This window comes from Microbacterium suwonense, assembly GCF_030296555.1.
Classification (GTDB): Bacteria; Actinomycetota; Actinomycetes; order Actinomycetales; family Microbacteriaceae; genus Microbacterium; species Microbacterium suwonense.
Genome location: NZ_AP027728.1, coordinates 360,540 through 379,406, shown reverse-complemented (window position 1 = coordinate 379,406; position 18,867 = coordinate 360,540). Strand labels below are relative to the sequence as shown.

General features: G+C 69.7%; 18 protein-coding genes, 1 tRNA gene and 2 pseudogenes. 5 read left to right on the top strand and 16 right to left on the bottom strand.

Translation table 11 applies throughout. The features are described from left to right. Window positions 1–34: 34 nt before the first annotated feature. Window positions 35–1,144, bottom strand: a complete 1,110-nt coding sequence (gene prfB / locus QUE33_RS01940; RefSeq protein ID WP_286301611.1) for a peptide chain release factor 2 — start codon at window positions 1,142–1,144, stop codon at window positions 35–37. 147 nt (window positions 1,145–1,291) lie between these two features. Between prfB and QUE33_RS01935 the strand changes: the two genes are divergently transcribed. Continuing rightward, the gene (locus QUE33_RS01935; protein ID WP_434019609.1) at window positions 1,292–2,470 is read left to right on the top strand and encodes an MFS transporter; all 1,179 of its coding nucleotides are present in this window, start codon (window positions 1,292–1,294) and stop codon (window positions 2,468–2,470) included. Between the two features lie 22 nt (window positions 2,471–2,492). Here the strand turns inward: QUE33_RS01935 and QUE33_RS01930 are convergent, their stop codons facing one another. The 7 genes from QUE33_RS01930 to QUE33_RS01900 are packed head-to-tail and all read right to left on the bottom strand — an operon-like array spanning window position 2,493 to window position 7,032. Beyond that, complete coding sequence (locus tag QUE33_RS01930) at window positions 2,493–2,948, bottom strand: pilus assembly protein TadG-related protein (protein WP_286301609.1); 456 nt, start codon at window positions 2,946–2,948, stop codon at window positions 2,493–2,495. Continuing rightward, window positions 2,945–3,424 (bottom strand): TadE family protein, encoded by a 480-nt coding sequence (locus QUE33_RS01925; RefSeq protein ID WP_286301608.1) that lies wholly within the window; start codon window positions 3,422–3,424, stop codon window positions 2,945–2,947. Before QUE33_RS01925 ends, QUE33_RS01930 begins: the two co-directional genes overlap by 4 nt. Continuing rightward, entirely contained in the window at window positions 3,393–3,794 is a 402-nt protein-coding gene (locus tag QUE33_RS01920) for a TadE/TadG family type IV pilus assembly protein (RefSeq protein WP_286301605.1), read from the bottom strand. The genes QUE33_RS01925 and QUE33_RS01920 overlap by 32 nt, the downstream gene beginning before the upstream one ends. Window positions 3,795–3,802: 8 nt before the next feature. Continuing rightward, the gene (locus QUE33_RS01915; RefSeq protein WP_286301603.1) at window positions 3,803–4,000 is read right to left on the bottom strand and encodes a hypothetical protein; all 198 of its coding nucleotides are present in this window, start codon (window positions 3,998–4,000) and stop codon (window positions 3,803–3,805) included. Between the two features lie 52 nt (window positions 4,001–4,052). Next, window positions 4,053–4,991, bottom strand: a complete 939-nt coding sequence (locus QUE33_RS01910) for a type II secretion system F family protein (RefSeq protein ID WP_286301601.1) — start codon at window positions 4,989–4,991, stop codon at window positions 4,053–4,055. Further along, entirely contained in the window at window positions 4,988–5,845 is an 858-nt protein-coding gene (locus QUE33_RS01905) for a type II secretion system F family protein (protein ID WP_286301600.1), read from the bottom strand. The genes QUE33_RS01910 and QUE33_RS01905 overlap by 4 nt, the downstream gene beginning before the upstream one ends. Then, a complete protein-coding gene (locus tag QUE33_RS01900) occupies window positions 5,842–7,032 on the bottom strand; it encodes a TadA family conjugal transfer-associated ATPase (protein WP_434019608.1) in 1,191 nt (396 codons plus the stop codon). The genes QUE33_RS01905 and QUE33_RS01900 overlap by 4 nt, the downstream gene beginning before the upstream one ends. 61 nt (window positions 7,033–7,093) lie before the next feature. Here QUE33_RS01900 and QUE33_RS01895 point away from each other — a divergent pair. Further along, window positions 7,094–7,175 (top strand) — tRNA-Leu (locus QUE33_RS01895). An 84-nt stretch (window positions 7,176–7,259) separates the two neighbouring features. Continuing rightward, complete coding sequence (locus QUE33_RS01890; protein WP_286301598.1) at window positions 7,260–8,018, top strand: DedA family protein; 759 nt, start codon at window positions 7,260–7,262, stop codon at window positions 8,016–8,018. 6 nt (window positions 8,019–8,024) lie between these two features. Here the strand turns inward: QUE33_RS01890 and ku are convergent, their stop codons facing one another. Continuing rightward, on the bottom strand, window positions 8,025–8,876 hold the full coding sequence (ku, locus tag QUE33_RS01885) for a non-homologous end joining protein Ku (RefSeq protein WP_286301596.1): 852 nt from the start codon (window positions 8,874–8,876) through the stop codon (window positions 8,025–8,027). Between the two features lie 121 nt (window positions 8,877–8,997). On the opposite strand from ku, the pseudogene QUE33_RS01880 reads away from it, so the two are divergent. Further along, a pseudogene (locus tag QUE33_RS01880) lies at window positions 8,998–11,474 on the top strand (ATP-dependent DNA ligase). A gap of 24 nt (window positions 11,475–11,498) precedes the next feature. On the opposite strand, the gene QUE33_RS01875 reads toward QUE33_RS01880, so the two are convergent. The 6 genes and pseudogenes from QUE33_RS01875 to QUE33_RS01850 form a co-directional block, all read right to left on the bottom strand. Then, window positions 11,499–12,419 carry a cation diffusion facilitator family transporter gene (locus QUE33_RS01875; RefSeq protein WP_286301595.1) on the bottom strand — a complete coding sequence of 307 codons (921 nt, stop codon included), beginning with the start codon at window positions 12,417–12,419 and terminating at the stop codon, window positions 11,499–11,501. Between the two features lie 86 nt (window positions 12,420–12,505). Beyond that, entirely contained in the window at window positions 12,506–13,099 is a 594-nt protein-coding gene (gene rdgB / locus QUE33_RS01870) for an RdgB/HAM1 family non-canonical purine NTP pyrophosphatase (protein ID WP_286301593.1), read from the bottom strand. After that, window positions 13,099–13,838, bottom strand: a pseudogene (rph, locus tag QUE33_RS01865) (ribonuclease PH). Before rph ends, rdgB begins: the two are co-directional and overlap by 1 nt. A gap of 18 nt (window positions 13,839–13,856) precedes the next feature. Continuing rightward, the gene (gene murI / locus QUE33_RS01860) at window positions 13,857–14,720 is read right to left on the bottom strand and encodes a glutamate racemase (protein WP_286301592.1); all 864 of its coding nucleotides are present in this window, start codon (window positions 14,718–14,720) and stop codon (window positions 13,857–13,859) included. Between the two features lie 11 nt (window positions 14,721–14,731). Then, window positions 14,732–15,619 carry an N-acetylmuramic acid 6-phosphate etherase gene (murQ, locus tag QUE33_RS01855; RefSeq protein ID WP_286302988.1) on the bottom strand — a complete coding sequence of 296 codons (888 nt, stop codon included), beginning with the start codon at window positions 15,617–15,619 and terminating at the stop codon, window positions 14,732–14,734. A gap of 392 nt (window positions 15,620–16,011) precedes the next feature. Continuing rightward, window positions 16,012–17,127: a glycoside hydrolase family 3 protein gene (locus QUE33_RS01850; protein ID WP_286301590.1), complete on the bottom strand. Its 1,116-nt coding sequence runs from the start codon at window positions 17,125–17,127 to the stop codon at window positions 16,012–16,014. Window positions 17,128–17,233: 106 nt separating this feature from the next. On the opposite strand from QUE33_RS01850, the gene QUE33_RS01845 reads away from it, so the two are divergent. Then, a complete protein-coding gene (locus tag QUE33_RS01845) occupies window positions 17,234–18,553 on the top strand; it encodes a nicotinate phosphoribosyltransferase (protein ID WP_286301589.1) in 1,320 nt (439 codons plus the stop codon). A gap of 26 nt (window positions 18,554–18,579) precedes the next feature. Here the strand turns inward: QUE33_RS01845 and QUE33_RS01840 are convergent, their stop codons facing one another. Then, a complete protein-coding gene (locus tag QUE33_RS01840) occupies window positions 18,580–18,846 on the bottom strand; it encodes a DUF3039 domain-containing protein (protein ID WP_286301586.1) in 267 nt (88 codons plus the stop codon). Between the last annotated feature and the right edge of the window lie 21 nt (window positions 18,847–18,867).

Here is an 18,867-nt window from a genome sequence, read left to right as displayed (position 1 = left end):
GCGGCGCGGCCGGTTCAGCGACACCCGGCTGAGGTCAGTCCTCTTCTTTGCGCTTGCGCCAGCGGATGCCGGCGGAGATGAAGTCGTCGAGGTCGCCGTCGAAGACGCTCGCGGGGTTGCCCGACTCGTGGCCGGTGCGCAGATCCTTGACCAGCTGCTGGCCGTACAGGAAGTAAGAGCGCATCTGATCGCCCCAGCTGGCGGTGATCGTGCCGGCCAGCTCCTTCTTCTTCGCTGCCTCCTGCTCCTTCTGCAGCAGCAGCAGACGCGTCTGCAGCAGCCTCATCGCGGCCGCGCGGTTCTGGATCTGCGACTTCTCGTTCTGCATCGAGATGACGATGCCGGTGGGCAGGTGAGTGATCCGCACCGCGGAGTCGGTGGTGTTCACCGACTGGCCGCCGGGGCCCGAGGAGCGGAACACGTCCACGCGGATGTCGTTCTCGGGGATCTCTACCTCGGTCGCCTCCTCCATGAGGGGGATGACCTCGACGGCGGCGAAGGAGGTCTGCCGCTTGTCGGCAGAGCCGAACGGGCTGATGCGTGCCAGGCGGTGCGTGCCCGCCTCGACCGAGAGGGTGCCGAAGGCGTACGGCGCGGTGATCTCGAACGTCGCCGACTTGATGCCGGCGCCCTCCGCATAGGAGGTGTCCATCACCTTCACCGGGTAGCCGTGGTGCTCGGCCCAGCGCAGGTACATGCGCATGAGCATCTCAGCGAAGTCGGTGGCATCGTCGCCGCCTGCTCCGGAGCGGATGGTGATGATCGCGTTGCGATCGTCGTACTCGCCGTCCAGCAGCGTCTGCACCTCGAGCTGGTTGATCGTCTCGGTGAGCGATGCGAGCTCCCTGCGCGCCTCCTCGGCGGAGTCCTCGTCCTGCATCTCGTTGGCCAGCTCGACCAGCACCTCCAGGTCGTCGAGGCGCCGCTCGACTTCGCTGACGCGCTTGAGGTCGGCCTGCTTGTGGCTGAGTGCGCTGGTCACCTTCTGTGCCTGATCGGGGTCATCCCACAGATCGGGCGCACCCGCCTCCTCGCTCAGACGCGCGATGTCCGCGTGCAGAGCGTCGACGTCGACGACCTCGCGGATATCACCGAAGGTGTGTCGCAGGGCCTGGATGTCGGCGGAGAGATCGAGTTCGAACATGGCAGTCCAGCCTACCGCGCCGCACACCTGCTTCCGCGCCCGGCGGCGTTAGCGTGGGGAGGTGAGCGAAAACGTCGGCAGGGTCATCAGGCAGTTCGGACCGATGGTCTACATCCCGACTGTGCTGTTCGCCCTCGGCGAGGAGCCGTGATCCCGCTGATCCCGGTGTTCGCCACCGAGCTCGGCGCGGATGTCCCGATGGCGGCGCTGGTGACCTCGGCCCTGGTGGTCGGACAGCTGTGCGGGAACATCCCCTCGGGCTGGCTGGTCGCGAAGATCGGCGAGAGATTCACGATGGTCTACGCGGGTCTGGCGGCGATGGTCGCGGGGGTCGGGATGCTGCTGGCGTCGTCGCTGATGCTGTTGACGGCCTCCGTGTTCCTGCTGGGCTTGTGCGCGGCCGCGTTCGGACTGGCCAGGCACGCGTTCATGACCACACGCGTGCCCATCCGGTTCCGTGCGCGACTGCTGTCGCTGCTGGGCGGGTGCTTTCGCCTGGGCGTGTTCGTGGGGCCGTTCATCGCCGCGGGCCTGATCAGTCTGACCGGCACCGAGCTGTCCACGGTCTGGTTCCTCCTGGGCTGCACGGCTGTGCTCGTCGTGCTGGTGCTGCTCGGCCCCGATCCGGAGCGCACCATTCCGGTGCTGCTCAAGCCCACCGGTGCAGCCGTCGCAGAGGATTCCGGAGAAGTGGTCACCGGTTCCATTCCGGTGGCCGACCAGCGCGGCGTGTTCCGCACCCTGTGGGAGCACCGCACGGTGCTCTCCCGGCTCGGAGTCTCGGCCGCCTGCCTGTCGGCCGTGCGCTCGGCACGCCAGGTGATCATGCCGCTGTGGGGCGTCTCGCTCGGCTTGGATGCGACCACAATCGCGCTGGTGGTCGGTGTGTCCGGCGCGATCGATTTCGCGCTGTTCTACGCGAGCGGTCAGGTGATGGACAAATTCGGGCGAATCTGGGCGGTCATGCCTGCGCTGGCACTGATGGGCCTGGGCTTCGTCGCGCTGTCGTTCACGCACGACATCGACTCGGCGATGCTCTGGTACGGCGCTCTCGCCGCCGTCCTCGGTGTCGGAAACGGGCTCTCCAGCGGCATCCTGCTCACCTTCGGCGCCGACCTGGCTCCGGATCGGGATCCTGCGGCGTTCCTGGGTTCGTGGCGAACGCTGACGGATGCCGGCGGCGCCGCCGCCCCCGTGGCGATCTCGGCGATCACCGCCGCGGCATCCCTGTCGCTGGCCACCGGCCTGATGGGCGTGGTGGCGCTCGTCGGCGCGGCCGGGTTCCTGCGCTGGACGCCGCGCTACGTGCCGCGCGCGCGAGACTGACCCGGCCCGGCGCCGGCGCGGGTCAGCGCAACGCCGTGCGGGTGGTCGCCGTCGATTCCAGCGGCACCCCCTCGGGGACGAACGGCGAGAGCATCGGCGGATGCCAGACCACGCTCACGGTCACGCGCGCCGAGACGCCGTCCGGTGTCCCGGCGTACGTGATCCGCGCCTCCTGTGCGACGGCGGCGACCACGGCATCCGCCTGCTCCCGCACCTTCTCATCGGTCAGCTCGGCGTGCACCCGCCCGTCCGCAGCCTCGAGCGTGAAGCCGTCGGCTCCGGCGAGCGCGGCGGCATCGGCGAGGGAATCCAGGCGCTTCTGCGCGATGTACAGGTCGGTGGCGCAGGTGCATACCAGGATCACCGCGATCGCCAGCAGCACATAGCCCAGGATCAGCGGCAGGATGCTGCCGTCGTCGTCGCCCGCGAGAGCACGGAGGCGTGCCGCGAACCGACGACGCGCTCGCACAGGCATCATCCGCTCCCCCACAGTCTCGAGGTCTTCTGCGCCGATTCGGCCTGCACGGGGATCGCGGCGATCCGATCCAGGCCGAACAGCGGCGGCATGAACGGCAGACTCACGCGGGTGGTGACGGTGACGATGACGGTGCTGCCAGCCGTGGGACAGGCGGCGCCGGAGGGGCGGCAGCGGATGCTGACGTCCACGGCATCCGCGTCCATGCCGTATTCGCGGATCACGCTCTGCAGCACGCCGTCGCCGCGCGCGGCGGCGGTGTCGGCGTCCGGGGCCTGGCCGATCACGCGCGCGGTGTGCCGCGCCGCGGCCTCGGCGCCGAGCGTCTGCTCCTGCACGGCCCCGAGGGTGAGCACGAGGTAGACCAGGGGAACCAGCAGCAGCACGCCGACGGTGATGAACTCCAGGGCTGCCGAGCCGGTGTCATCCGCCCACCGGGGGCCGAGCTCACTCGACGTCGAAGGATTCGACGGGCGCACGCGCCTCCACCTCCATCCCGTGGGGAACTCCGATGAGACCGAGCACAGGCAGTGTGGTGCGCACCCGCATCACGACGCTCTCATGCCCCAGACTGCGATCCTGGCCGACGGCGACATCCTGCGCGTACGCACTGCCGACCGCACGGCCGATGACCTCACGGGTACGTGCCGCGCCATCGGCCAGTGTCGTGTCGGCGAGCGCCGCATAGTGCGCGCCCTCCACGGCGGCGTCATGGACGACGTTGCGCACGTAGACGGCGAAGGCGACCTGCAGCACCGCCAGGACGAGCGCGGTCAGCAGCGCGCCGACGAGCACGAACTCGACGGGGCTGGAGCCGCGCTCATCGGTCGGCGATGCGGAGCTGCGCATGAGCCTGGTCAGATGCCCGAGACGCGGCCGATCGCCTGCTCGAACAGGTCCACCAGCGCGGGGCCGGCGACGGCCCAGATCAGCACCACCAAGGCAGCGGTCATCAGGGTCACGAGCACCCAGCCGGGCACGTCACCGGTTTCGTCCTGGGCGATGCCCCTGCCCGCGGAGAGCCACTTCTTGATCGTCTTCTTGATCGTCGTCATATCTGTTCCTTGTGTCGGGGCTCAGCCGAGGCCGAGCCTGATGGATCGGAGCTCAGCCGAGGCCGAGCCGGAGGATGAAGAGTCCGGGGTAGATGGCGTACAGAACCGAGAGCGGCAGGATCAGGAACACCAGGGGCAGGAGCATGAGGATCTCCTTCTTCCCGGCGTCCTCGATGATCACCCGCTTGGCCTCGTCTCTGGCATCCGCCGCCTGCGAGTGCAGCACTGCGGCCAGCGGCGCGCCGTGTTCGAGGGCTGCCACGATCTGGTCGACCGCACGCGACAGGCCGGGCAGCTGCAGACGGGTCGCGGTCTCGCCCAGCGCGTCGGCCATCGGCGAGCCGGTATGCACCGCCAGCACGGCCTGCCGCAGCTCCTCGGTGAGCTCGCCGGTGCCGATCCCCGAGACCCGGCGCAGCGCATCCAGCAGCGACTCCCCCGCCGAGAGGCACAGCGCCAGGAACTCCAGGGTCGTCGGCAGCTCATCGGTCAGCCGCGCACGCCGTGACTTCGCACGTGCGGTCAACTGCATGTCGTAGGCGACGGCGGCCCCTGCGGCGACGAGCACGGGCAGCAGAACCGCCGGCGGTGTCAACCGGCCCGCGAGAGCCATCACGACCACGATCAGCGCACCGGCCACCAGCCCGGCCACGCCCCACGCCAGCTGACGGCCTCGGAACGCGGCGGGAGACTGCGCCGTGCCCGCCTGAGCGAGGCGCAGAGCCAGCGCATCCCCGCCTCCCACGATCCGTTCGAAGGACAACCGCAGCCGCTCCCAGAGCGTTCGCCCCTGCACCGGCAGCATCGCCACCCTGGGCAGTATCCCCGACGGCAGATCCTCGTCGCGCACCACGTCGCGCAGGTACGGGGCGATACGACGCTCCAGCGGAAGCGCGCCCCACCTCGGCAGCGCGGAGAGCACCCCGAGCACCCCCAGGGCGAAGCCGCCGCCCAGGAGGACGGCGAGCGCGGCATCCGTGACATCGCTCATCCGAACCACCTCTCCGGCTCTGCGAGCCGGCCGATGCGCAGCATGATCCGGTAGGCGATCACCGACACCGCCGCTCCGACGATGATCACGACCATCCCTTCGGTGCTCGCATAGGCCTGACGCCCCTCCGGCCGCATCACCAGCAGCCCCAGGATCACCCATGGTGCGATGGCCCCCAGCACGGCGGCGCCGCGGATCCAGGACTGCCGCGCCTCGACCTCGCCCCGCAGGGCGGCATCGGCGCGCACCGATGACGACAGCGCGCGGAGCACGCCGGTCAACTCGGTTCCGCCCACCTGCCTGGCCATCCGCAGCGTCTCGATGATCCGGTCGGCGATCGGATCGGCGAGCGTGGTCTTCAGCCGATCCAGGCTCGTCTCGAACCGTCCGGTGGCGTGCAGATCCCGGGCGAAGACGGCGAAGGCCGGCCGGACCGCCGGTGGGGCGGAGTCGGCCAGGCTCGCCACCGCGTCGGGAAGCGAGAGCCCGACCCGGATCGCGGCCACCAGCAGGTCGCAGACATCCGGCCACAGCTGGCGGCGCGCCTTGCGTAGGCGCAGTCGCCGGCCGCGCAGGTACAGCACGGGTGCCGACGCGGCGGCGACGCCGGCGAGCAGCACGAGGATGGGCAGTGCGGTGATCAGCCAGGCGACGGATGCCGCGACCAGTCCCGCCGAGATCATCGTCATCAGAAGGGTGCGGGTGGATGCGCGAGCAAGGCCCGCCTCCTCCAGCAGCCTGCGCACCCGGCTCCTGCGCGCGGTTCGGGGTGCGTGCTCGCGGGGCGGCCACAGCCAGGGCGATGCGCACAGCAGCAGCCCCGCTGCCAGCAGCGCGCCGAGCAGCAGGGTCATACCGGTGCTCCAGCCCGGTGGATCGTGGCGGTCAGGATGCGACCGTGCTGCACCTCGCCGGTGGGTGCAACCACCTCGACGACCCGGCGCGTCCCATCGGCGTCGCGACGGCAGTGCACGACGTACGAGATCGAGGTGGCCAGGGCAGGAGCGATGAAGGCCCTGTCGATGTTGCGCCCGGCCAGCAGCGGCAGCAGGGCGAGCTTCTCCAGCGCCTCATCGGCAGAGTTGGCGTGGATCGTTCCCGCCGAGGGAACACCGGTATTCAGCGCGAGCACCAGGTCGAGGGCCTCCGCATCACGCACCTCTCCCACGACGATCCGATCGGGCCGCATCCGCAGCGCCTCCTTCACGAGCCGGCGCAGCGTGATCTGACCGGTGCCTTCCAGACTCGCCTGCCGCCCCTGCAGCGCGACCACATCCGGCCCCTCGACGGCCAGCTCGAAGGTCTCCTCCACTGTGATGATCCGCTGCTGATCGGCGACGGATGCCAGCAGCGCGCCGAGCAATGTGGTCTTCCCCGCGTGAGTCGCACCCGAGACGATGATGCTGCGCCCGTCGAGCAGAGCCTGCCGCAGCAGGTCGGCGATGTGCGCCGGCACCGACCCCTGCGCGACCAGGGATTCCAGGGTGCGATGCTGCGGCAGGAACTTCCTGATGTTGACAGCCCACGAGCCGCGCACCACGTCGGCGATGGCGACGTGCAGACGCGAGCCGTCCGGGAGCGACGCGTCCACGAAAGGCTGGCTGACATCCACCCGCCGTCCGGTGGACTGCAGCATCCGCTCGACCAGGTCGCGGATGATCGCATCCGTCAGCCGGAGGTCGACGCGCTCGGTGGTACCGCCGCGGGCCACGAAGATGCGGTCGGGGCCGTTCAGCCAGATCTCCTCGATCTCGGGGTCATCGAGCAGCGGCTGCAGCGCGCCGAACCCCGAGACGGAGGCCAGCACGTCCCTGATCAGCGCCGCCTCGTCGTCGATGATCGCCTCGCCGCGCTGCAGCGCCAGGTCGTTGTGACGGCGCACCTCGGTCTGGGCGATGTGCCGCGCCTCGTCGGGATTCGAGGACGGATCGGTGTGCTCGAGGCGCAATCGTCGCCGAACCCGCTCGGCGACGACGTAGGACGGATGACTCACGCCCGAGATCATGGCAGATCCGGCGATCGGCCCGTCAAAGTTATCCACAGGAACTCCTCGGCAGATCTACGGAAAACCCCCACCCTCGGATCGCTAGACTTGACCACGCGCGGGAGTGGTGGAATTGGTAGACACGCAGGATTTAGGTTCCTGTGCTTTCGAGCGTGTGGGTTCAAGTCCCATCTCCCGCACGTAGCTTCACTCCTCACCGCCGAAAACCAACGACGGGAATCCTCCCCTTGCTTCACTCCCTGATTCAGGCTCCGACGGCCTTCATGCCCGACTGGCTCAGCCCCGCTTTCATCATCGGGTGGGCCGGCGCATGGGCTCTGCTGGTCGTGTGCTTCATCATCTTCGCCGAGACCGGACTGCTCGTCGGCTTCCTGCTGCCGGGCGACACGCTCCTGGTTATCTCGGGTCTGCTGTCGCACAGCACCGACCAGTTCCCGAACGGCGTGTTTGGGGTGAACGTCTGGCTGGTCGCACTGCTGATCGGGCTCTCGGCCTTCGTGGGCGGAGAGGTCGGCTACTTCATCGGCCACAAGGGCGGCCCCGCGGTCTTCGAGCGCAAGGAGTCCGGTCTGTTCAGCCGTAAGAACGTCGAGCGCACCAATGCGTTCTTCGAGCGCTTCGGCGGCATCACCGTGATCCTCGCCCGCTTCGTGCCGATCGTGCGCACCTTCGCCCCGGTCGCCGCGGGCGTCGGCCACATGCCGTGGAAGCGCTACTCGCTGTACAACCTGATCGGCGCGGTCCTGTGGGGCTTCGGCCTGACGATGTTCGGCTACGCGATCGGCTACATTCCCCCGATCGCTGATTTCGTGAAGGACTACATCGATCTGATCCTGCTGGCTGCTGTCGCAGGCTCGGCGCTCATCGTGCTCTGGCACTACCTCGGCGAACGCCGCAAGGCGGCGAAGTACGCCGAGGCCGGCGGGGATACCGAGACGGATGCCGTCGAGGCGCAGGCGCTGCGACTGGACGCCGAGGTGTTCGACCGCGCTCCCGACCTGGACGGCGACGGCAAGCACTGAGAAGGCTCAGCCGGCCCGCTTCTTCCCGCCGGTCTTCTTGCCCTCGGCCTTCGGCTCGGCATCCTTTCGCGCCGCCTTGGTCTTCTCCACGCTGGCGCGCAGCGCCTCCATCAGATCGATGACCTCGCCGCCGGTCCCCTCATCCTCCTCTGCGAAGGTCTCCGCTACGTCGAAGGTCTCGCCGGCCTCGATCTTCGCCTCGATCAGGGTGCGCAGCTCCTTCTGATACTCATCGACGTACTCCTCCGGCTCGAAGTCGCCGGAGTAGCTGTCGACGAGCGCCGAAGAGAGCTCGAGCTCCTTCTTGCTAATCTTCACATCCTCCTCCAGCGCGGGGAACGATGCCTCGCGCACCTCGTCTGCCCACAGCAGCGTCTGCAGCACGAGCACGTCGCCGCGCACGCGAAGGGCGGCCAGCCTGGTCTTCTGCCGCAGTGTGAACCGCACGATCGCGGTGCGGTCGGTCTGCTCCAGGGTCTTGCGCAGCAGCACATACGCCTTCGGCGACTTCGAGTCCGGCTCCAGATAGTAGGGCTTGTCCAGGGTCAGCAGGTCGATCTGATCGCTGGGCACGAACTCGACCACGTCGATCTCCCGGCTCTTCTCCGCGGGCAGCGCCTCGAGATCCTTCTTGGTGAGCACGACGGTCTGGCCGTCCTCGTCGACGTACGCCCGGTCGATGTCGGCGTAGGCGACGACCTTGCCGTCCAGCTCGCAGACGCGCTGATAGCGGATGCGGCCGCCGTCCTCGTCGTGCACCTGGTGCAGCGAGATGTCGTGGTCCTCGGTCGCCGAGTACACCTTGACCGGCACGTTCACCAGGCCGAAGGTCACGGCGCCCTTCCAGATGCTCCTCATCACACAAGTATCACCAGTCACAGCCGAGACGGCCAGGGGATTGACCTGGGCCGATCTCCCTGGGCCGATCTCCCTGGGCCGGCTACCCGTGCCGACTACCCGTGCCGACTACTCTGTGCACATGGCAGCGAGCGGGCAGGTCGTGCGGGTGGATGGCCGTCGCCTGCGCGTGACCAATCTCGACAAGGTCGTCTACCCCGAGACCGGCACGACGAAGGGCGAGATCCTCGAGTACTGCACCCGCGTCGCGCCCGTCATGCTGCCGCACCTGCGCGGCCGCCCGGTCACGCGCAAGCGCTGGGTGGACGGGGTCGGCACCACGGATGCTCCGGCGGAGAGCTTCTTCGCCAAGCAACTGGAGCAGGGCGCGCCGGACTGGGTGCGGCGGATGCCGATCGAGCACTCCGAGGGGCCGAAGGAGTACCCTCTCGCCGATGACGTCGCCACGCTGGCGTGGTTCGCGCAGGTGGCCGCGCTGGAGCTGCACGTGCCGCAGTGGCGGTTCACGCATTCCGGTGGCCGCGGCCGACCCGACCGTCTCGTGCTGGATCTCGACCCCGGCCCCGGTGCGGGGCTCGCGCAGTGCGCCGCGGTCGCGCGGATCGCTCGCGGCATCCTCACCGGCATGGGTCTGGAGCCGCTGCCGGTGACCAGCGGCAGCAAGGGCATCCATCTGTACGCGCGTCTGCCGACCACCGACGACGGCACCGGCAGGCAGACCAGCGACGAGGTCTCGGCCGTCGCCAAGGAGCTCGCGCGGCTGATCGAGGCGGATCATCCCGAAATCGCCACGCACACGATGGCAAAGACCGCGCGCACCGGCAGGGTGTTCATCGACTGGAGTCAGAACAGCACCTCCAAGACCACCATCGCCCCCTACTCGCTGCGCGGCCGCGCGCATCCCTTGGTGGCGGCGCCGCGCACCTGGGAAGAGCTGGACGATCCGGAGCTGCGGCACCTCGAGTTCGCCGAGGTGCTGGAGCGGGTGGATGCCGGCATCGATCCGCTCGCCGCGCTCGCTTCGCCGCATCCGGCACTGGCCTCCTACCTCGCCAAACGCGACGCCGCGAAGACTCCCGAGCCCATGCCGCGCGCGGCATATGCCGCTACCGCGACGGCGCCGCGCTTCGTGATCCAGGAGCATCACGCCAGCAGCCTGCACTACGACCTGCGCATCGAGCGTGACGGCGTGCTGATCAGCTGGGCTGTGCCCAAGGGGTCCCCGAGACCTCGGAGCGCAATCATCTCGCCGTGATGACCGAGCCGCACCCACTGGAGTACCTCACATTCGAGGGCGAGATCCCCCAGGGTGAGTACGGCGCAGGGTCGATGACCGTCTGGGACATCGGCACGGTGATGCTGGAGAAATGGCGCGACGACGAGGTGATCGGCACCTTCACCGGAAGAGCGGGCGGCCGGCTCGGCTCGGCGCGGCTCGCCCTGATCCGCACCGAAGGCGAGGGCGAGAAGTCGCAGTGGCTGCTGCATCGGATGCCGGATGCCGGTGCACCGCGCACGAAACAGCACACGAGACAGCGCACGAACCCGCACCTGTCACAGCGCACGTCACAGCCGGCACTGCAGGATGCTCCTGAGCACGCGCACGAAGCAGCACGCGAGAGGGGCGACGCTGCCCGCATCCGTCCGATGCTCGCCGAGACCGGCACGCCGGGCCTGGCCCGGGCGCTCAGCACGCCGTCCTGGGCCGAGGTGAAATGGGACGGCATCCGCGCCATCGGCACCTGGGCCGACGACCGCCTCACGCTGCGAGCACGCAGCGGCACCGACATCACCGGGCGATACCCGGAACTGACCTCCCCGAGCTCGCTGAGCCTGCCGGCATCCGATGCCGTCGTCGACGGCGAGATCGTCGCCTTCGACGCGCAGGGGCGACCCAGTTTCAGCCGACTGCAGGACCGGATGCACCTCACCCGCGCCCGCGAGATCGAGCGCGAGGCCGCGCGAACACCGGTGAGGTACGTGCTGTTCGACCTGATGCGGCTGGACGGGCACGATCTCAGCCGGCTGCCGCTGCGGCAGCGCCGGGAGCTGCTGGAGCAGCTCACCGCCGATGTGACCGCTCCCGTGCAGGTTCCGCCCGTCTTCGACGATCTCGACGCGGCACTGGCTGTGAGTGCGCGGTACGGGCTGGAGGGGGTCGTCGCGAAGGACCCGGAGTCCGGTTACCGTCCCGGAGCACGATCGTCGTCGTGGCTGAAACTCAAGCACACCCGCACGCAGGAGGCGGTGATCGTCGGCATCCGTCCCGGCCGCGGCAACCGCAGCGGCACGATCGGCTCGCTGCTGCTCGCCGTGCCCGACCAGGACGGCTCCCTGCGGTACGTGGGCCGCGTCGGCACCGGGTTCACCGACCGGATGCTGCGCGACCTCGCCGCCCGACTGGAGCCGCTGCGCGCATCGTCGCCGGGGCTCGCAGGGGTGCCGTCCGCCGATGCCTCGGACGCGCAATGGGTGCGTCCCGAGCTGGTCGGGGAGGTGGAGTTCGCGAACTGGTCGCCGGGCGGCATCCTGCGTCACGCACGCTGGCGCGGACTGCGGCCCGACAAGGATCCCCGCGAGGTCCGGCAGGAGACCTGAGCCGTCGCGAGCGCTGCGCCGCCGTCAGGCGTGCGTCGCCTCGCAGTCGTCGTGATCGGCCGGCTCGAACTGGAATGTGGAGTGCTCGACATCGAAGTGCTCGGCCAGGCACGAGGTCAGCTCCTGCAGCAGCTCCGCCGAGCGCGCCGCGGAGTACACGTCAGGGGCGACCGTGACATGTGCCGTGAACACCGGCGCACCGCGGGTGAGCTGCCAGATGTGCACGTCGTGCACATCGACGACGCCGTCGTACTTCGTCAGGTGCTCGCGGATCTCGTTGACCGACATGCCCTTCGGCGCGGATTCGGCGAGCACCGAGAAGACCTCGCGCAGCAGTGAGATCGCCCGGGGCAGGATCATCGCGGCGATCACCAGCGAGGCGATGGCATCGGCGGGCATCCAGCCCGTGACGACGATCACGACGGCGGCGACGATCACCATCACCGAGCCGATCAGGTCGCCCATCACCTCCAGGTAGGCGCCGCGCACGTTGATACTGGTCCGCTGGGCGCGGCTGAGGATCCACATCGAGATCGCGTTCGCGACCATGCCGACGACGGCGACGACGAGCATGAGGGGGCCCGCCACCTCCACCTCTCCCGGTTCGATGAGCCTTCGCACGCCCTGCACGGCGACGACGACCATGAGCACGCTGAGGATGATCGCGTTGATCAGCGCGCCGAACACCTCCGCGCGCTGATAGCCGAACGTGCGGCGGTCGTCTGCGGGACGTGCGGCGACCGCCGTCGCGATGAGCGCGATCACCAGTGCTGAGGAGTCCGTGAACATGTGCGCGGCGTCGGCCAGCAGCGCCAACGACCCCGACAGGATCGCCCCGACCACCTGCACCACCATCACTGTGACGGTCAGCCCGAGAGAGACCGCCAGCAGGCGCCGGTGACCGGCATCGCGGAGGCCGCCCGCTGCGGGCGCGTGATCGTGCATACCTCCAGGCTAGGCCGGGTTCAGCCGCCCTGTGGCCGTTCCGCGCAGTCGGGAACGGTAACGGTTCTCAACAGCGGGACGAGCCCTCACAGCCCGGCCAGCAGCGGTACCAGAGCGCGGAAAGCTCGGGCGCGGTGCGACTGGGACTGCTTCTCGGCATCTGTGAACTGGCCGACGGTGCGCTCGGATGCCTGATCCTGGCCGTCCGGGATGAAGATCGGGTCGTAGCCGAAGCCGCCCTCCCCCGCCGCCGCGTGCGCCAGGCGCCCCGGCCAGATGCCCTCGACGACATGCTCGGCGCCCTCGGCGGTGACCAGGGCGATCGTGGAGTGGAACTGCGCACCGCGATGCGGGTCGGCGATGTCGTGCAGCTGGTCCAGCAGCAGCTCCAGGTTGGCGACGGCATCCTTCTTCTGCCCGGCCCAGTATGCCGAGAAGACGCCGGGCGAGCCGCCCAGCACGTCCACGCAGATGCCGGAGTCGTCGGCGAGTGCGGGCAGGCCGGTGTGCGCGGCGGCGGCCCGCGCCTTGATCAGCGCGTTCTGCGCGAAGGTCACGCCGTCCTCGACCGGCTCAGGGCCGTCGTAGCCGACGACCTCGAGGTCGGGCCTGGTCGATGCGACGATCTGTGCGAACTCGGCGACCTTGTGCGGGTTGTGCGTGGCGAGGACGACCCGCATCAGGCATCCACCGACAGCGCGGCGAGCTGATGCTCCTTCAGGCTCGCGCAGCCGTTCACCCCGAGTTCCAGCAGCGCATCCAGTTCGCGCTTGTCGAAGGGCGCCCCCTCTGCGGTGCCCTGCACCTCGACGAACAGCCCACGGCCGGTGACGACGATGTTCATGTCGGTCTCGGCGCGCACATCCTCGACGTATGCCAGATCGAGCATGGGCTCGCCGTCGATGATGCCGACCGAGACGGCGGCGACCGAGTCCAGCAGCGGCGTGGAGTTGCGGCCGATGAACCTCTTCTCGCGTCCCCACTCGATGGCATCGGCCAGCGCGACGTACGCGCCGGTGATCGCCGCGGTGCGGGTTCCGCCGTCGGCCTGCAGCACGTCGCAGTCGATGACGATCGTGTTCTCGCCGAGCGCCTTGGTATCGACCACCGCGCGCAGCGCACGGCCGATCAGGCGGGAGATCTCATGGGTGCGGCCGCCGATGCGACCCTTCACGCTCTCGCGGTCGTTGCGGCTGTTGGTGGCACGAGGCAGCATGGCGTACTCGGCGGTGACCCACCCTTGCCCTTCCCTGTCAGCCAGCGCGGCACGCCGTTGGTGAACGACGCGGTGCACAGCACCTTCGTGCCGCCGAAGCTGATCAGGGCCGAGCCCTCGGCGTTCGCGGACCATCCGCGCTCGATGGTGATCTCGCGAAGCTGATCGGTGGAGCGGCCGTCGGCGCGCACGATGTCGGTCATAGTGTCCTCTCGGAGGGGTCAGGTCTGGGCGGAGGCCGGCGGTTCGGCGTCCTCGAAATCGGACAGGTCCGGCAGGGTGATCACACCGGTCTGCACGAGCTGCACGTCGCGCACCTCGTGACCCATCAGCCGGTTGGCGAGAGCGGTGAACTCGTCGGCCGAGGCGCCGGTGGCCTCGTAGGTGTAGGTCGGCACGGCGGCCCCCGAGGCGAGCTGGTCGCGCCGGACGAGCTGTCGGTAGACGTCGGCGGCGGTCTCGTCGTCGCTGGAGACCAGCGTGACCCCCTCGCCCATCACATAGCCGATGACTCCGCGCAGGAACGGGTAGTGCGTGCAGCCGAGCACGAGCGTGTCGACGCCGGCGTCGCGCAGCGGCGCCAGGTAGCCCTCCGCCACCGCGAGCACCTCGGCGGTGCCGGTGATCCCGGCCTCGACGAACTCGACGAAGCGCGGGCACGCCGCAGTGAACACGTCGAGGTTCGCGTTGACCTCGAGCATGTCCTGATAGGCGCGGGAGCTGATCGTGCCGACGGTGCCGATCACGCCGATCCGGCCGTTGCGGGTGGTCGAGACCGCGCGGCGCACCGCGGGTCCGATCACCTCGACGACGGGGACGTCGTAGCGCTCCCGAGCGTCGCGGAGCATGGCGGCGGATGCCGTGTTGCAGGCGATCACGAGCATCTTCACACCCTGATCGACCAGCGTGTCGAGCACTTCGAGGCTGTACTGCCGCACTTCGGCGATGGGCTTGGGCCCGTACGGCGAGTGGGCGGTGTCGCCGATGTACACGAGCGATTCCTGCGGCAGCTGCGCCCGGATGGCTCTGGCAACCGTCAGCCCGCCGACCCCGGAGTCGAAGATGCCGATGGGCGCGTCGTTCATGATCCTCAAGCCTACGCGCCCGCGTCCTCACCGCCGGCAGCGGCGAGCGCGGTGCGCAGATCGCCGTGCGCCGCCTGCAGCGCGCGGCGCATCGCTTCGGCATCCGATCCGGTCATGACGATGCCGATCGCGAGCTTGACCGAGCCATCCGCCGCGGCGAGCGCCCGCGCGGCGGTCTCGGCGGTGCAGCCGGTCGCCGTGATGACGATGCGCTCCGCACGGGCGCGCAGCTTCTCGTTGGTGGACTGCACGTCGACCATGAGGTTGCCGTACACCTTGCCGAGCTTGACCATCGCCAGGGTCGACAGCATGTTCAGCACCAGCTTCTGCGCCGTTCCGGAGTTCAGCCGGGTGGAGCCCGCCACGATCTCGGGCGCTGCCTCGGCCTCGATGGCGATGTCGGCGTCAGCGGACAGCTGCGCGCTCCGATTGCCGGCGACCCCGATCGCGAGAGCGCCGCGCGCACGGGCCTCGCGCAGCGCCCCGATCACATAGGGCGTGCGTCCGGATGCCGAGATGCCGACCACGCTGTCGAGCGGTCCCACCTCCAGCTCGGCGAGCTCGGCGGCACCGGCCTCGGCGTCGTCCTCGGCGTTCTCCACGGCCGCACGCAGCGCCCGGTCGCCGCCGGCGATCACCCCGACCACGAGGCCCGGGTCGGCGCCGAAGGTGGGCGGGATCTCACTGGCGTCGAGCACGCCGATCCTGCCGGGAGAGCCGGCGCCGAGGTAGATCAGCCGGCCGCCCTGCCGCATCCGCTCGACGATGCCGTCCACCGCCCGGGCGATGCTCTCGCTCGCCTCGGCGACCGCATCGACCGCGCGGTGTCCGTGCTCGGCCATCAGACGCACCTGGTCGCGGGTGTCGAGCCGGTCGAGCTCCGCGAAACGCGGATCCACCCGCTCGGTCGCGAAGGTGGCGAGGGTGGATCGCAGCTCGTCGTGGTCGGATCCGCCGGCTCCTCGCAGCAGCGCCCGGCGGGCAGCGCGAGCGGAGAGCAGACTCGCCGCGGATGCCGTGATCACGGGCTCGGCGGCGTCGACGGCCAGACCGACGTTGACCGTCACGATCCCGGGGAGCTCCGCGCGGATGCGCTCCTGCACGGTCCGCTGCGCGGCATCCGGGTCTAAGCGATCCACGAGCACGATGCTCGGCGCGCCGGCTGCGGCGATCTCGGCATCCGCGGCCCCTTCCGCATCCAGCCGCACCACCTCGCCTCCGGCCGCGAGCGCCTCTGCGACGTGCGATGCCGCGCTGTCGACCGCGAGCGATGAGGCGCGGCGCAGGTCGATCACGGTCGTAGGTGCGTCCGGCAGGGGCGGGAAGGATCCGTCGACGCGCAGTGCGCGGTCGGCGATGCCGTCGGCGTCGAACGGCTCCTCGGCGACCGATCCGCGCGAGCGCACTGCACCGGCCAGCGCGGCGACGCGACGGGCTGCCTCTTCCACCCGCGCACGCGGCAGCTCCCCGAGCGCAGCGCCGCGACCACGGCATCCCGCGCCTGAAGATAGTCCCGCTCGTCCTGATCGGGCAGCATCGCCTCACCCGGATTGGTCGGATTGCCGACGCACAGCAGGTCGGCGCCGGCGGCCAGCGCCTGCACCGCTCCTCCGCCGATCCCGACGCTCTCGCGGATCGCGGCCATGTCGAGGGCGTCGGTCACGACCACCCCGTCGAAGCCGTCCGCGCGCAGACGTCCGAGCACGAGCGGGTTGAGGGTGGCCGGCGCCTCACCCCACTGCGGTGCGGCGATGTGCGCGGTCATGATGGCCCGCACCCCGGCATCGACGGCCGCCGCGAACGGGGGCAGGTGCACCTGGTCGATCTCGTCCTGTCCCAGCGTGATCCGCGGCAGGTCATGATGCGAGTCGGTGTGCGTGTCGCCGTGGCCGGGATAGTGCTTGGCGCAGGCGGCGACGCCGGTGGACTGGATGCCGCGTACGGCGGCCGCCACATGACGCGAGACGAGCTCGGTGCTGGAGCCGAACGCCCGCACGCCGATGACCGGGTTGCGGGGATCGGTGTTCACATCGGCGACGGGGGCGATGACGACATCCGCACCGACGGCGGCCACACGGCGACCGATCTCGCGGCCGGTCGCGCGGGTCGCGTCGAGATCGTCGAGCGCACCCAGCTCGGCGGCGCCGGGCACGGTGGAGCCGGTGCCGGTCTCCAGGCGCGTGACGCTGCCGCCCTCCTCGTCGATGCCGATCAGTGCATGCGGGGAGATGCGGTGGATCTGCGCGCTCAGCTGGGCGGTGTCGCCGACGAGATTCTGTGCGAAGTACACGACTCCCGCCAGGCCGTTCTGCAGGGCATCCGTCAGCCAGTCCGGCACTCGATCGCCGAGAAAACCGGGCCACAGCACGCTGTTCGCCAGTCTCTCCAGGTCATCCGGCTGCGTCATGCTCGGCTCCTCCTCCTGTGTCAGGACGTCGTGTCTTGATGCGGTCTCACCATGAGCCGGCACGGTGATCAGTATTCCCGATTCCCCGCGCGGATACACTGAGCGGATGAGCTCCGCGTTCCTCACCGACCGCTATGAACTGACCATGCTGGCCGCCGCGCTCCGCGACGGCACGGCCAGCCGCCCCTCGGTGTTCGAGCTGTTCTCGCGACGGCTGTCCGGGGGTCGCCGCTTCGGCGTGGTCGCAGGCACCGGACGGCTGCTCACGCTGCTGCGCGAGTTCCGCTTCGGCGAGGACGAGCTGCGGTATCTGCGAGACAACGACGTGGTCGACGCCGACGCGATCCGCTATCTGGAGGACTACCGCTTCACCGGCACGATCCGCGGCTACCGGGAGGGTGAGCTGTACTTCCCCGGCTCGCCGATCCTCACGGTCGAGGGGTCGTTCGCGGATGCCGTGGTGCTGGAGACCCTGGCGCTGAGCGTGCTCAACCACGACTCCGCGGTCGCCACGGCCGCGGCCCGGATGAGCATCGCCGCCGGCGAGCGCCCGCTGGCCGAGATGGGCTCGCGCCGTGCGGCCGAGTATTCCGCCGTCGCTGCGGCGCGCGCCGCGTACATCGCCGGCTTCAGCGCGACCAGCAACCTCGAGGCGGGACGCCAGTGGGGAATCCCCACGATGGGCACCGCGGCGCACTCCTGGACGCTGCTGCACGACAGCGAGGAGGACGCCTTCCGGGCCCAGGTGGAGAGCCTGGGCGTCGAGACCACCCTGCTGGTGGATACCTACGACATCCGCACCGGCGTCGAGACCGCGATCCGGGTGGCCGGCACCGGGCTGGGCGGCGTGCGGCTGGATTCCGGCGACCTGCCGATCGTCGCCGGAGAGGTGCGCGCGCAGTTGGACGAGCTCGGTGCGACCGAGACGAAGATCACCGTCACCAGCGACCTCGACGAATACGCCATCGCCGCCCTGGCGGCGTCCCCGGTCGACTCCTACGGCGTCGGCACCTCGGTGGTCACCGGATCGGGATATCCGACGGCGGGCATGGTCTACAAGCTCGTGGCGCGCCAGGATCCGTCCGGCTCGTGGGTGGCGGTGGCGAAGGCGTCCACCGACAAGGCCTCCAAGGGCGGGCGCAAGGCCGCGTTCCGCTCGCTGCAGAGCGGCGTCGCCGTCGCCGAGACCATCTCGGTGGCCGACGGCTTCGAGCAGGTCGACACGGCATCCGATCATCCGGACTCCCGGGCGCTGCAGGTCATGCTGGTGGACGGCGGCGAGATCGACAGCGCGTACGAGGGGCACGACGGCACGGAGTCCGCCCGCGCGCATCACCTGCGGGTGCGGGAGGAGCTGCCGGTGCGTGCGCTGGCACTGAGCAAGTCCGACCCGGCGATCCCGACCCTCTTCGTCGACGCCGACTGACGGTGGTCTGAGACCTCAGCGAGGGGTCAGAACATCATCTTCTCGTAGATCTCCTTGCAGGTCGGGCAGATCGGGAACTTCTCCGGGTCGCGCCCCGGTGTCCACTTCTTGCCGCAGAGCGCCCGCACCGGCTTGCCGGTGATGGCCGACTCGAGGATCTTGTCCTTCTTGACGTAGTGCGAGAAGCGCTCATGGTCGCCGGGCTCGAGGTTCTCCTCGCGGAGGAGCTCTTCGAGTTCGCGATCAAGTGTTGCCACGCCACCCTGATCGGGGCTGTCCAGCGGAGTACTCATGTGGTGATTCTAGCCGTCGTG

Excerpts from the sequence above, each read along its gene's own strand:
- QUE33_RS01930 (WP_286301609.1), bottom strand. The coding sequence starts at position 2,948 with ATGATGCCTGTGCGAGCGCGTCGTCGGTTCGCGGCACGCCTCCGTGCT.
- QUE33_RS01915 (WP_286301603.1), bottom strand. The coding sequence starts at position 4,000 with ATGACGACGATCAAGAAGACGATCAAGAAGTGGCTCTCCGCGGGCAGG.
- murI (WP_286301592.1), bottom strand. The coding sequence starts at position 14,720 with ATGAACGACGCGCCCATCGGCATCTTCGACTCCGGGGTCGGCGGGCTG.
- prfB (WP_286301611.1), bottom strand. The coding sequence starts at position 1,144 with ATGTTCGAACTCGATCTCTCCGCCGACATCCAGGCCCTGCGACACACC.
- QUE33_RS01920 (WP_286301605.1), bottom strand. The coding sequence starts at position 3,794 with ATGCGCAGCTCCGCATCGCCGACCGATGAGCGCGGCTCCAGCCCCGTC.
- QUE33_RS01840 (WP_286301586.1), bottom strand. The coding sequence starts at position 18,846 with ATGAGTACTCCGCTGGACAGCCCCGATCAGGGTGGCGTGGCAACACTT.
- ku (WP_286301596.1), bottom strand. The coding sequence starts at position 8,876 with ATGAGGAGCATCTGGAAGGGCGCCGTGACCTTCGGCCTGGTGAACGTG.
- QUE33_RS01890 (WP_286301598.1), top strand. The coding sequence starts at position 7,260 with ATGCCCGACTGGCTCAGCCCCGCTTTCATCATCGGGTGGGCCGGCGCA.
- QUE33_RS01910 (WP_286301601.1), bottom strand. The coding sequence starts at position 4,991 with ATGAGCGATGTCACGGATGCCGCGCTCGCCGTCCTCCTGGGCGGCGGC.
- rdgB (WP_286301593.1), bottom strand. The coding sequence starts at position 13,099 with ATGCGGGTCGTCCTCGCCACGCACAACCCGCACAAGGTCGCCGAGTTC.
- QUE33_RS01905 (WP_286301600.1), bottom strand. The coding sequence starts at position 5,845 with ATGACCCTGCTGCTCGGCGCGCTGCTGGCAGCGGGGCTGCTGCTGTGC.
- QUE33_RS01875 (WP_286301595.1), bottom strand. The coding sequence starts at position 12,419 with ATGCACGATCACGCGCCCGCAGCGGGCGGCCTCCGCGATGCCGGTCAC.
- QUE33_RS01850 (WP_286301590.1), bottom strand. The coding sequence starts at position 17,127 with ATGACGCAGCCGGATGACCTGGAGAGACTGGCGAACAGCGTGCTGTGG.
- QUE33_RS01845 (WP_286301589.1), top strand. The coding sequence starts at position 17,234 with ATGAGCTCCGCGTTCCTCACCGACCGCTATGAACTGACCATGCTGGCC.